The following is a 12071-nucleotide window of genomic DNA, read 5'->3' as shown; positions in this document are numbered from 1 at the left end:
AATTTTCGAATTACGAGATCGGCTCTCATAATGCGGAAAATTGTTGCAGCGCAACCTGATTTGACTGCCTTTCCCCGGATACGTCGGCTAGTGTGCGCCGAATAACGGCACTTTCAGTGATTTTTTGCGTGATTTGCTAGCTACGCGCTGCGCTACAATGCCACGCATGTTGACCGAACGGCTTTTCGCTCGATCGGCGCGCAACGCTGGTTCGCCGGCGGATTCGTCGCCGTCCTCCCGCTGGCACCATGGGCCCTGGTGGTCCAATTCCTATTTGCTGACGCCGCTCCTGTCGATCCTGGTGTTCCTGGTCGTCATGAGCCTGATTCTGTGGAGCCTGAACCGGCGCGAGCAGCAGCAGCAGGAAGACACGCTTTACCGCAACGTCGCGTGGGCCCAGCAGCAGATTCGCCTGTCCATGACCGGCGCGCAGGAACAGATCCAGGCGCTCGCGCGCGACCTCGCCGCGGGCCACGCCGATCCCCAGTCGTTCCAGGTGTCTACCACGGACATCATGCAGGGGCATCCCGAAATCCTCTACATGAACTGGTACACGAGCCAGCAGCAGCCGCGCTGGCCCAATACCGCGCTGCCCGTGTTCGGCCAGCGTCTCGCCAAGCCGAACGACACGCAAATGGACGAAGCGGTCAAAGCCGCGTTCGCCGAGGCGCGCAGCACGCGCCGCCAGGTGTATTCGCCGCTCATCTACGACGACCTCGGCAACGGCTACATCACACTGCAAACGCCGGTCTTTCGCGACCGCGAATTTCTCGGCTCGATCGCCGCGGTGTTTTCGGTCGAAGGCATTCTTAAGCACGATATTCCGCCCGAGCTGTCGGCGAAGTACAAGATTTCGATCGTCGACGCGAACAACCGCGAGCTGACCACCACGTCCACGCGTCCGCGTTTGCCGCGCGACATGTTCTACGATCTGCCGCTCGATCCGCCGGGCCAGGGCGTCTCGGTGCGCGTGTACGCGTTCCCGCAGATGACGAACTTCACCAACAACACGCTCGTGTGGCTGGTGGCCGGTTTGTCGTGCTTCGTGTTGTGGAGTTTGTGGAGCTTGTGGAAGCACACGCGGCAGCGCTTCGAGGCGCAGCAGGCGCTCTACGCCGAAGCGTTCTTCCGCCGCGCGATGGAAAACTCCGTGCTCATCGGCATGCGCGTGCTCGACATGCACGGCCGCATCACGCACGTTAATCCCGCGTTTTGCCGCATGACCGGCTGGGACGAAAGCGACCTCGTCGGCAAGACGGCGCCGTTCGCCTACTGGCCGCGCGACGCCTATCCGGAAATGCAGCGCCAGCTCGACATGACGCTGCGCGGCAAGGCGCCGTCGTCGGGATTCGAATTGCGGGTGCGCCGCAAGGACGGCTCCACGTTCCACGCGCGTCTGTATGTATCACCGCTGATCGACAGCTCGGGCCGCCAGACCGGCTGGATGTCGTCGATGACCGACATCACCGAGCCGAAGCGCGCGCGCGAGGAACTCGCCGCCGCGCATGAGCGCTTCACCACCGTGCTCGAAAGTCTCGACGCGGCCGTGTCCGTGCTCGCCGCCGACGAAGCCGAACTGCTGTTCGCCAACCGCTACTACCGGCATCTGTTCGGCATCCGCCCGGACGGTCATCTGGAATTGGCGGGCGGCGGGTTCGATAGCGCACAGGCGTCGTCGGATTCGATCGATATGGTGGACACATACGCGGGACTGCCCGCCGCGGCGTTGACCGAAAGCACGGCCGACGCGCAGGAAATCTACGTGCAAAGCATCCAGAAGTGGTTCGAAGTGCGCCGTCAGTACATCCAGTGGGTGGACGGCCACCTCGCGCAGATGCAGATCGCAACCGACATCACCACGCGCAAGCAGGCGCAGGAACTGTCGCGCCAGCAGGACGAAAAGCTGCAGTTCACGAGCCGTCTGATGACGATGGGCGAAATGGCGTCGTCGCTCGCACACGAACTGAATCAGCCGCTCGCCGCCATCAATAACTATTGCTCCGGAACCGTTGCGCTGGTTAAATCCGGTCGGACGACGCCTGACAATCTGCTGCCCGTGCTCGAAAAAACCGCACAGCAGGCAGTGCGCGCCGGCATGATCATCAAGCGCATTCGCGAGTTCGTGAAACGCAGCGAGCCGAAGCGCCAGGCGACGCGCGTCGCGGACATCGTCGCGGACGCCGTGGGTCTCGCCGAAATCGAAGTGCGCAAGCGGCGCATTCGCATCGTCACCGACATGCGCTCGCGGCTGCCCGTCATTTACGTCGACCCCGTGCTGATCGAGCAGGTGCTGGTCAACCTGCTGAAGAACGGCGCCGAGGCGATGGCGGAAGCGCGGCCCAACGCGGTCGATCCGGTGATCCGCGTCGTCGTGCGGCTGGAGGGCGGCTTTGTCAACATCAGCGTCGTCGATCAGGGCCCGGGCGTCGACGAAGCAACCGCCGAGCGGCTGTTCGAACCGTTTTACAGCACCAAGTCCGACGGCATGGGCATGGGGCTGAACATTTGCCGTTCGATTATCGAATCGCACCGCGGTCGTCTGTGGGTGGTCAACAACGTCGAGTCAGACGGCCACATCACAGGCGCCACGTTCCATTGCAGTCTGCCTATTGGAGAGCCTGACGGCCCGAGCAACGGCGGGTCAGAGGCGCCGACACCACAAACCGTTACGGGAGAGCTATGAACAGCCCAGTCACCACACAGGAAACTGTCTTTGTCGTCGACGACGACGAGGCCGTGCGAGATTCGCTGCGCTGGCTGCTGGAGGCGAACGGCTACCGCGTGCAGTGCTTCTCCAGCGCCGAGCAGTTTATCGACGCATGGCAGCCGCATCAGCATCCGGGCCAGATTGCCTGCCTGATTCTCGATGTGCGGATGTCCGGCATGAGCGGACTGGAACTGCAGGAACGCCTGATCGCCGACAACGCGTCGCTGCCGATCATCTTCGTGACGGGCCATGGCGATGTGCCGATGGCCGTGTCCACGATGAAAAAAGGCGCGATGGACTTCATCGAAAAGCCGTTCGACGAAGCCGAGCTGCGCAAGCTGGTCGAGCGCATGCTCGACAAGGCGCGCAGCGAAAGCACCAGCGTGCAGCAGCAGCGCGCGGCCGCCGAGCGGCTCGGCAAACTGACCGCGCGCGAGCATCAGGTGCTGGAGCGCATCATCGCGGGCCGCCTGAACAAGCAGATCGCCGACGACCTCGGCATCAGCATCAAGACGGTCGAAGCGCATCGCGCGAACATCATGGAAAAGCTCAACGTCAACACGGTCGCCGATCTGCTGCGACTCGCGCTGTCGAACAAACCGCAACCGGCGCAATAAATACTGGCAAGCACCCGCGGCGCGTCCGGCAGTTGCCGCGGCGCGCCGTGTGGCCTTCGTCATCAGCCGGACTGTCCAGTCCGGCTCCTCCCCGCTATCTCTTCTGTCTGCTCGCCTCGGCGCGAGCCGTCCGGCAACGCGGACGTCGTCGGCTTGCCCGCGCGCACGCCGGTATAATGACGGACTTTGCAGCGACGCCTATCTCCGATTAGCCTCGCGCGCTTTTCATGTGCCGACCCGTTGCTGCTGAAAAACGCCATCGCGCGCGGCACGCGCTGCTCCGCTTTCCATACTGCCCCTCTCGACCGACCATGACTGCCAAACTGATCGACGGCCTCGCCCTCTCCAAGACACTGCGCGCCGACGTCGCCGCACGCGCCGCCGCGCTGACCGCCCGCGGCCATCAGCCGGGGCTCGCTGTCGTGCTCGTCGGCGACAATCCGGCCAGCGAAGTCTACGTGCGCAACAAGGTGAAGGCGTGCCACGACAATGGTCTGGGCTCGTCGCTCGACCGTTATCCGGCGGATCTGTCGGAAGCCGAACTGCTCGAGCGTATCGACGAACTCAATCGCGACCCGCTGATCCACGGCATTCTCGTGCAACTGCCGCTGCCGCCGCATATCGACAGCCACAAGGTGATCGAGGCGATCGCGCCGGAGAAGGACGTGGACGGCTTTCACGTCGCCAACGCGGGCGCGTTGCTGACCGGCAAGCCGTTGTTCCGTCCGTGCACGCCGTACGGCGTGATGAAGATGCTCGCCGCCTATGAGATTCCGCTGCAAGGCGCGAACGCGGTGGTGATCGGCCGCTCGAACATCGTCGGCAAGCCGATGGCGCTGCTGCTGCTCGAAGCGGGCGCGACGGTCACGATCTGCCACAGCAAGACGCGCGATCTCGCCGCGCACACGCGCAACGCCGACATCGTGGTCGCGGCCACCGGCCTGCGCAACCTCGTTACCGCCGACATGGTGAAGCCGGGCGCGGCGGTGATCGACGTCGGCATGAATCGCGACGAGGCCGGCAAGCTGTGCGGCGACGTCGATTTCGCGGGCGTCAAGGAAGTGGCCGGCTACATCACGCCGGTGCCGGGCGGCGTCGGTCCGATGACCATCACGATGCTGCTCGTGAATACGATTGAAGCCGCGGAGCGCGAGGCAGCGAAGAAGGCCTGAAGGTAAAAAGGAAAGCGCTGGGCAACTGCCAGCCCCGCGCTTTCAACTCGCTACGCAACCCCGGTTTGACTGCTGCTTTCATATCGGCGTGAGTCGAGGTTTTGTCCGACTCGTTATGACTCACGCTCGTCTGCGTCCCCGCCCTGCTTCTCCTCGCACCTCAGTCTCACTCCATCACCCTTCGAATCCAACGCTTGCTGCATGACCGTCAGCGCACGGTTTCGCGCGCGCCCCGCTCGCTCGCCGGCCGCGCGTCGGCACCCACCGCACGCGGGCGCGCGAGGCGAGCGCGGCACCACATCAGCACCGGCCTCTCGACGCAGTGCCACGACAGCGCGGCGCACAGCACGATAAACGGCGCGGCGATCAGCACCGCCGTCACATGACTCAATTGCGGCGCGATATTCGCCACGCATTGCTGCACCATGAAGCCATACAGATAGATGCCGTACGAGTAGTCATGGCGCGGCACGAAGCGCCGCAACAGCGGCGTCGTGCCGACCCACAGCACGCCATACACAAAAGCCAGATAGAACAACGGCTGCGCGCCCGCCGTATCGCGAAACACCAGAAAAACCATCGTCAACGCGAGCGTCATCAGACCGTGAATGTCGATCCGCTCGCGCAAGCCATACAGCAGCACGCCGAGCATGAAGAACGGCTCCGGCCAGAACGAATAGCCGCCGGGCGTGTCGCTGAAGTCGCGCAAGCCGATCTGCACGAGCGGCAGCGAATGCGGCGTCAGATGCGGCGGCAAATGCACGCGCAGCACGAAGGCGGCAATGCCGAGCGCCGCCGCGAGCAATGCGCCGCGCGGGCTCGACAGCAGACCGAGCATGCCCGCCGCGAGCACGATCAGATAGCAGCGCACTTGCAGCGGAAGCGTCCATAGCGGACTGCTGACGTCGACGGGAAAGCGGTTGTGTTCGAACACGCCGGGCAGCGCCCAGCCGGTGTTCATCACGATGGTGGAAAAGTTGTCGAGGTTCGCCCACGTCATGCCGGAGCTGAAATACTCGCGCAGCGGCAGCGTCGTGAACAACGGCCCGACGATGAACACCGTCACCAGCGAGCCGAGCGCCACTGCCGGCCACAGCCGCGCGATGCGCAGCACCGCAAAGCGCGGCACCGAGCGTTGACGGTCGAAGCTCGCGGTCACGAGCATGCCGCTCAACAGGAAGAACGCATAGACGCCGAGCGCGCCGAAGCCGTCGAAACCGAGCGCGTTGTGGACCCAGTCGCTCGAGCCGTCCGGCGCCTGCAGCAGATACGAATGGCCATACACGACGGCCACGGCGGCGACAAGCCGCACCAGGTCGAAATTGTTGCCGTTGCGCGATAGAGCGTGCGAAAGCGGGTGCATCGATACCTCTTGGGGAAAGCGTCGGAAAGCGTCAACTGAAGTGCTGAGCCGCCACTCCGCAGTCAAGCGACGGACGCATCAGCATGCGGCGCGGCGCCGTTTGACACAGTTCGCTTTCGCACAGAAGCGCCGCGCGCCGCGACATCTGGTAATTTGTATGCCTGCCCCAATACTATGGATGTCAGGTGCGATGGGGCGCCGCCGCGCGCACGCCGCCCAGCACCGGTTAAAGTAACCGTTAGTCATCAACCGTTCACCCGCGTCAGACAGGAAGCCTCATGTCCACTACCGTCTCGAATCACGACAACCCGCTCCTCGATTTCTCCGACCTGCCGCGCTTTGGCGAAATCCGCCCCGAACACGTCACGCCCGCGCTCGATGTGCTGCTCGCCGATGCAGCGGCCGCAGTCGAGCGCGCCGCTTTGCCGGTTACACCCGCTTCGTGGGCCGATGTCGTCGAGCCCGTCGAGCGCGCGACCGAACCGCTGTCGCGCGCATGGAGCGTCGTCGGTCATCTGAACGCTGTTGCCGATACGCCCGAACTGCGTGCCGTGTATGGCGAAAACCTGCCGCGCGTGACCGAGTTCTGGTCGAGCGTCGGGCAGAATCTTGCGCTGTACGAGAAGTACAAGACGCTGAACGCAAGCGACGAATTCGCCGCGCTCAGCAGTGAGCGCCAGAAGATTCTCAGCAACGCGCTGCGCGATTTCCGTCTGTCCGGCGCCGAATTGCCCGAGGACCAGAAGCCGCATTTCGCCGAATTGCAGGAGAAGCAGGCGGCGCTCTCGAAGGCGTTTTCCGATCATGTGCTCGATGCCACGAACGCTTATGCGTATGTCGTCGAAGCCGGCAACGAAGCGGCACTCGCCGGTCTGCCCGAAGACGTGATCGAAGCCGCGAAAGAAGCGGCTGAGCGCGACGGCAAGACCGGCTACAAATTCACGCTGCATTTCCCGTCGTACTTCCCGGTCATGCAGTACTCGGAAAACCGTCCGATGCGCGAGGCGATGTACCGCGCGTATGTGACGCGCGCGTCCGAACTCGGTCCGCAATACGGCAACGGCAAGCCCGAGTGGGACAACACGTCGGTGCTCGCCGAGCAGTTGAAACTGCGCGCGGAAGAAGCGCACATGCTCGGCTACAACAATTTCGCCGAGGTCTCGCTCGCGCCGAAAATGGCGGAATCGCCGGAACAGGTCATGACTTTCCTCGAGGACCTCGCCACGCGCGCGCGTCCGCATGCGGAGCAGGACTGGAAGGAACTGCGCGAATTCGCGGCGAATGAACTCGGCCTGAGCGACCTGCAACCGTGGGACATGACGTTTGCCGCCGAGCGCCTGCGTCAGAAGCGCTATTCGTTTTCTGAGAACGAAGTGAAGCAGTATTTCCCGGAAGACGCTGTTTTCAAGGGCCTTTTTAAAGTCACCGAGACTTTGTTCGGCGTGCGTATCCGCCGCGACGAAGCCGCTGTGTGGCATCCGGACGTGCGTTTTTTCCGCGTCGAGAACCAGGACGGCGGCCTCGTCGCGCAGTTCTACCTCGACCTGTACGCACGCGAAGGCAAACGCGGCGGCGCCTGGATGGACGACGCGCGCGGCCGTCACAAGCATACGCACGGCGGCGTGCAAACGCCGGTCGCGTATCTGACCTGCAACTTTTCGGCGCCGGTCGGCGGCAAGCCTGCATGCTTCACGCACGACGAAGTCATCACGCTCTTCCACGAGTTCGGGCATGGGCTGCATCACATGCTGACGCGCGTCGATGAACTCGGCGTGTCCGGCATCAACGGCGTCGAGTGGGATGCGGTCGAACTGCCGTCGCAATTCATGGAGAACTTCTGCTGGGAGTGGGACGTGCTCTCCGACATGACCTCGCACGTCGAAACGGCGCAGCCGCTGCCGCGCGAACTGTTCGACAAGATGCTTGCCGCGAAGAATTTCCAGAGCGGGCTCGGCACGTTGCGGCAGATCGTGTTCTCGATGTTCGATATGCAGTTGCATACCGGCTTCGACGCAACCGGCACGAAGAACGCGACGCAACTCGCGAGCGAGATCAACGAGCGTTTTCATGTCGTGCCGCAAGCGCCCTTCTCGCGTTGGCCGAACACGTTCAGCCACGTATTCGCGGGCGGTTATGCGGCGGGCTACTACAGCTACAAGTGGGCCGAGGTGCTGTCCGCCGACGCGTATGCGGCATTCGAGGAAGCCGCGCAATCGGCGAGCGGCAGTGTGCTCGATCAGGCAACCGGCATGCGCTATCGCAAGGAGATTCTCGAAGTGGGCGGCAGCCGCCCGGCGATGGAGTCGTTCAAGGCGTTCCGCGGACGCGAGCCGAACATCGACGCGCTGCTGCGGCATAACGGCATGACGCCTGCCGCCGCGCACTGAATGGATGGTGTCGTGATGCGATGAGAAGCCGGTGTTCCGCACAATGCGGACACCGGCTTTTTTGCTGGCTGCGTACGGCGGTCAGGTCAGTCGCGATGCAGCTTGAAATCCACTTCCGAAGGCCGTCCTTCGAGCGACAGCGCCGCGCGCGCCGCCGGTGCGCGGCTCACCACCTTGCCGCGGCTGATCACCGCCAGCCGCGCCGCGCGCAGGCGGATCGCTTCCACCGGATCGCGCGCGTCGAGCAGCACGAGGTTGGCGGCGCAGCCCGGCGCGACACCGTAGTCTTCCAGACCGAGAATGCGCGCGCCGTTCACCGTGACCGCGTCGAAGCACGCGTGCATGCCTTCGACGCCCGTCATCTGCGCGACGTGCAAGCCCATGTGCGCGACTTCGAGCATGTCGCCCGAGCCGAGGCTATACCACGGGTCCATCACGCAATCGTGCCCGAACGCGACGTTGATGCCCGCCGCCATCATCTCCGGCACGCGCGTCATGCCGCGCCGCTTCGGGTACGTGTCGCTGCGTCCCTGCAACGTGATGTTGATGAGCGGATTGGCAATCGCCGATACACCCGACTCGCGCATCAGCGGCAACAGCTTGCTCACGTAGTAGTTGTCCATCGAATGCATCGACGTGAGATGCGAACCGGTGACGCGCCCATGCAAGCCGAGGCGCTGCGTTTCGGCGGCGAGCGTTTCGATGTGGCGCGACATCGGATCGTCCGATTCGTCGCAGTGCATGTCCACTCGCAAGCCCTGCTTGGCCGCGTACTCGCACAACATGCGCACGGATTGCGCGCCGTCGGCCATCGTGCGTTCGAAATGCGGAATGCCGCCGACCACGTCGACGCCCATTGCAATCGACCGCTTGAGGTTTTCGAAAGCGCCGGCACTCCGCAGCACGCCGTCTTGCGGAAACGCCACGAGTTGCAGGTCCAGATACGGCGCGACACGGCGCTTTACTTCGACGAGCGCCTCGACGGCGAGCAGGCGCGGATCGCACACATCGACGTGACTGCGGATCGCCAGCAGCCCGCGCGCGACCGCCCAGTCGCAGTACTGCATCGCGCGTTCGATCAGCGCCTCCTGCATGAGATGCGGCTTGAGTTCGCCCCACAGCGCGATGCCTTCGAGCAGCGTGCCCGACGCGTTCACGCGCGGCAAACCATAGGACAGCGTTGCGTCCATATGGAAATGCGGATCGACGAAAGGCGGCGTGACGAGCGAGCCGGCCGCGTCGATTTCGTCGCGCGCGACGGCGGCCAGATTCGCTTCGACCGCGACGATGCGCCCCGCTTCGATGCCGATGTCGACCGCGTGCTTCGCTTGCGGCGCGACGCGTGGCGGCAGCATCGCGCGGCGGATGATCAGGTCCATATCTCGCTCCTTTTTTGTGTCGGCGTTCGCGTCGTGATTCATGACGATTCTATCGGCGTCAGAAAGGCCGCGCCGGTTTTGTACGCGCTTAAATTGGGATCCCCGTACCGGCCGACGGCGAGCAATCCGTACCGGCAACCCGCGGCACGGCGCACCTATACTCGGTTCACGTTATGGCGTTGTTCATTGAGGAGCGTGCGGATGAAGACGATAGGTGTGATCGGCGGCATGAGTTGGGAATCTTCCGCCGAGTATTACAGGCTGCTCAACCGTCACGCGAAGGCGCGCCTCGGCGGTCATCACAACGCGCGCAGCCTGATGCTGACAGTGGACTTCGCGCCCATCGAAGCGAATCAGCGCGCGGGCGACTGGCACGCGCTCGGCGAACAGATGGCCGATGCGGCGCGTCAACTCGAACGCGGCGGCGCCGGGCTCGTGATGCTTGCGACCAACACGATGCATCGCGTGTATGAGTCGATCGAGCGCGCCATTCATGTGCCGTTCCTGCATATCGCCGATCCGACCGGCAACGCACTGCGCGCGGCGGGCGTCGAACGAGTCGGTTTACTCGGCACGCGCTATACGATGGAGCAGGCCTTTTACACGGGACGGCTGCGCGAGCGCTACGGCCTTGAAACGCTGGTGCCGGAAGAAGCGCAACGCGCGGACGTGCACCGCATCATCTACGACGAGCTGTGTCACGGCAACGTGAAGAGCGAGTCGCGCGCGATATATCAAGGTGTGATCGAATCGCTGGCCGCGCGCGGCGCGCAGGCGGTGATTCTCGGCTGCACCGAGATCACGTTGCTGATCAAGGCGGAAGATTCCGTGCTGCCCGTGTTCGATACGACGGCGTTGCATGCGCAAGCGGCGGTGGAGTGGGCGATTGGGGGCGAATGAAGGCGATTGCGGATGACTGACAGCAAATGAAAAAGCCCGCGTGGCTTGCGCCAGCGGGCTTCATATGCCTGGTTGCGGGGGTAGGATTTGAACCTACGACCTTCGGGTTATGAGCCCGACGAGCTGCCAGACTGCTCCACCCCGCGTCAGAGAAAAAGAGTATATAGGGGCGTCGGCAAAACGTCAAACTATTGCTTCGACTAACGGTGTCGGCATGCAATTCGACGCGCAAAAATCCGCAGCGCGAATCACAGATCCTGAACCGTCGCGCCCTCGATCTTGCCGTCGATAATATCCGCGCCGTACTGACTCGCGCTGCGTTTTGCGACGCCGAAGTCGGAGAACGTGGCGGGCAGCACGAGACGAAACACACGGCTCGCCTTCGAACCGCTAATGGCACCCGGACGGCAGACGCGCACCGCGACGTCGTAGCCTTCCGCATGCCGCTTGTGACCGTCGAATTTGTCGAACGCCCGCGAGAAAACCAGCGGATGCACTTCGAAGTCCTTATAAAGATCTGGATAAGCCTGAGCCATGATGCCCTCCGGTGCACGCCGGTGCCTGAGTGAGTCGAATTGTGAATATCACCCCACTATACGCTGCGCACGGCACGCATCGGCTTTTTATTTTCGACGCGCGCCGCGCGGTGTGGGCGTGAGTACGGGTGCGAGCGCCGCGAAAATCGTCGCCTTCGCGCGGGCGCTGGTAAGCTACGGCTCCTGCGCCATTCAGCTTGAGAATCTCCCGTGAAAATCGCCACCTGGAACGTCAACTCACTCAAAGTCCGCCAGCAGCACGTGATCGACTGGCTCGAAACCAGCGGCACCGACGTACTGTGCCTTCAGGAACTGAAGCTGCCCGACGAAAAGTTTCCGCGCGCGGAACTCGAAGAGAAAGGCTACCGGAGCTGGTTCGCGGGCCAGAAGACGTACAACGGCGTCGGCATTCTGGTGCGCGCGGGGCTCAACGTCGACGAAGCGAGCGTCGTGCGAAACATTCCGGGCTTTGATGACTTGCAGCAGCGCGTGGTCGCGGCGACCGTCGAGGGCGTGCGCATTATTTCCGCCTATTTTCCGAACGGCCAGGCGCCCGGTACCGACAAGTTCGCGTACAAGCTGCGCTGGCTTGCCGCGCTGCACGACTGGGTCAAAAGCGAGATGGCGCTGTATCCGAAGCTCGCGCTGCTCGGCGATTACAACATCGCACCCGACGACCGCGACGTGCACGATCCGAAGGCTTGGGAAGGTCAAAACCTGGTGTCGCCGGAAGAACGCGCGGAGTTCGTACGGCTGATCGAACTCGGTCTCGTCGATGCATTCCGTCAGTTCGAGCAGCCGGAAAAAATCTATTCGTGGTGGGACTACCGGATGATGGCTTTCCGCCGCAACGCGGGTCTGCGCATCGACCATATTCTGCTGTCGAAGGCGCTGGCCGAAACGTGCGCTTCGTGCGAGGTCGACAAGGTGCCGCGCAAATGGGACCAGCCGTCGGACCACGCGCCGGTCGTTGCGCAACTAGGTTGACAGAGGCGCCCCGACGCATTCGC

Annotated in this window: 9 protein-coding genes and 1 tRNA gene; 6 read left to right on the top strand and 4 right to left on the bottom strand. The window is 63.4% G+C overall.

Going from position 1 to position 12071, the window contains the following annotated elements:
- Positions 1–166: 166 nt before the first annotated feature.
- The 3 genes from fixL to folD all read left to right on the top strand — a co-directional run bounded on the left by fixL (position 167) and on the right by folD (position 4496).
- Positions 167–2683 (top strand): oxygen sensor histidine kinase FixL, encoded by a 2517-nt coding sequence (gene fixL, locus BGRAMDRAFT_RS23075; RefSeq protein ID WP_006051255.1) that lies wholly within the window; start codon positions 167–169, stop codon positions 2681–2683.
- Positions 2680–3324, top strand: a complete 645-nt coding sequence (gene fixJ, locus BGRAMDRAFT_RS23070; RefSeq protein ID WP_006051254.1) for an oxygen response regulator transcription factor FixJ — start codon at positions 2680–2682, stop codon at positions 3322–3324. The genes fixL and fixJ overlap by 4 nt, the downstream gene beginning before the upstream one ends.
- Before the next feature lie 311 nt (positions 3325–3635).
- The gene (gene folD / locus BGRAMDRAFT_RS23065; RefSeq protein ID WP_006051253.1) at positions 3636–4496 is read left to right on the top strand and encodes a bifunctional methylenetetrahydrofolate dehydrogenase/methenyltetrahydrofolate cyclohydrolase FolD; all 861 of its coding nucleotides are present in this window, start codon (positions 3636–3638) and stop codon (positions 4494–4496) included.
- Between the two features lie 208 nt (positions 4497–4704).
- On the opposite strand, the gene BGRAMDRAFT_RS23060 is transcribed toward folD, so the two are convergent.
- Complete coding sequence (locus BGRAMDRAFT_RS23060; protein WP_006051252.1) at positions 4705–5859, bottom strand: acyltransferase family protein; 1155 nt, start codon at positions 5857–5859, stop codon at positions 4705–4707.
- Positions 5860–6137: 278 nt separating this feature from the next.
- Here BGRAMDRAFT_RS23060 and BGRAMDRAFT_RS23055 point away from each other — a divergent pair, with 278 nt between their 5' ends.
- Positions 6138–8246, top strand: a complete 2109-nt coding sequence (locus BGRAMDRAFT_RS23055; protein WP_006051251.1) for a M3 family metallopeptidase — start codon at positions 6138–6140, stop codon at positions 8244–8246.
- 86 nt (positions 8247–8332) lie between these two features.
- Here the strand turns inward: BGRAMDRAFT_RS23055 and BGRAMDRAFT_RS23050 are convergent, their stop codons facing one another.
- On the bottom strand, positions 8333–9625 hold the full coding sequence (locus BGRAMDRAFT_RS23050) for an amidohydrolase family protein (protein WP_006051250.1): 1293 nt from the start codon (positions 9623–9625) through the stop codon (positions 8333–8335).
- Between the two features lie 201 nt (positions 9626–9826).
- Between BGRAMDRAFT_RS23050 and BGRAMDRAFT_RS23045 the strand changes: the two genes are divergently transcribed.
- The gene (locus BGRAMDRAFT_RS23045) at positions 9827–10525 is read left to right on the top strand and encodes an aspartate/glutamate racemase family protein (RefSeq protein WP_006051249.1); all 699 of its coding nucleotides are present in this window, start codon (positions 9827–9829) and stop codon (positions 10523–10525) included.
- A gap of 69 nt (positions 10526–10594) precedes the next feature.
- Here the strand turns inward: BGRAMDRAFT_RS23045 and BGRAMDRAFT_RS23040 are convergent.
- Positions 10595–10671: transfer RNA gene (locus BGRAMDRAFT_RS23040), tRNA-Met, on the bottom strand.
- Between the two features lie 102 nt (positions 10672–10773).
- Positions 10774–11061 carry a hypothetical protein gene (locus BGRAMDRAFT_RS23035; protein WP_006051248.1) on the bottom strand — a complete coding sequence of 96 codons (288 nt, stop codon included), beginning with the start codon at positions 11059–11061 and terminating at the stop codon, positions 10774–10776.
- 210 nt (positions 11062–11271) lie between these two features.
- Here BGRAMDRAFT_RS23035 and xth point away from each other — a divergent pair, with 210 nt between their 5' ends.
- On the top strand, positions 11272–12048 hold the full coding sequence (gene xth, locus BGRAMDRAFT_RS23030) for an exodeoxyribonuclease III (protein ID WP_006051247.1): 777 nt from the start codon (positions 11272–11274) through the stop codon (positions 12046–12048).
- Positions 12049–12071: the final 23 nt, after the last annotated feature.

The organism is Paraburkholderia graminis C4D1M (assembly GCF_000172415.1).
Classification (GTDB): Bacteria; Pseudomonadota; Gammaproteobacteria; order Burkholderiales; family Burkholderiaceae; genus Paraburkholderia; species Paraburkholderia graminis.
The sequence above is the reverse complement of the archived record's forward strand: the minus strand, read 5'-3'. Positions and strand labels throughout refer to the sequence as shown.

What these genes read in the sequence shown, in the direction of transcription:
- fixJ (WP_006051254.1), top strand. Translation starts at nt 2,680, where the DNA reads ATGAACAGCCCAGTCACCACACAGGAAACTGTCTTTGTCGTCGACGAC.
- BGRAMDRAFT_RS23055 (WP_006051251.1), top strand. Translation starts at nt 6,138, where the DNA reads ATGTCCACTACCGTCTCGAATCACGACAACCCGCTCCTCGATTTCTCC.
- BGRAMDRAFT_RS23045 (WP_006051249.1), top strand. Translation starts at nt 9,827, where the DNA reads ATGAAGACGATAGGTGTGATCGGCGGCATGAGTTGGGAATCTTCCGCC.
- folD (WP_006051253.1), top strand. Translation starts at nt 3,636, where the DNA reads ATGACTGCCAAACTGATCGACGGCCTCGCCCTCTCCAAGACACTGCGC.
- BGRAMDRAFT_RS23060 (WP_006051252.1), bottom strand. Translation starts at nt 5,859, where the DNA reads ATGCACCCGCTTTCGCACGCTCTATCGCGCAACGGCAACAATTTCGAC.
- BGRAMDRAFT_RS23035 (WP_006051248.1), bottom strand. Translation starts at nt 11,061, where the DNA reads ATGGCTCAGGCTTATCCAGATCTTTATAAGGACTTCGAAGTGCATCCG.
- fixL (WP_006051255.1), top strand. Translation starts at nt 167, where the DNA reads ATGTTGACCGAACGGCTTTTCGCTCGATCGGCGCGCAACGCTGGTTCG.
- BGRAMDRAFT_RS23050 (WP_006051250.1), bottom strand. Translation starts at nt 9,625, where the DNA reads ATGGACCTGATCATCCGCCGCGCGATGCTGCCGCCACGCGTCGCGCCG.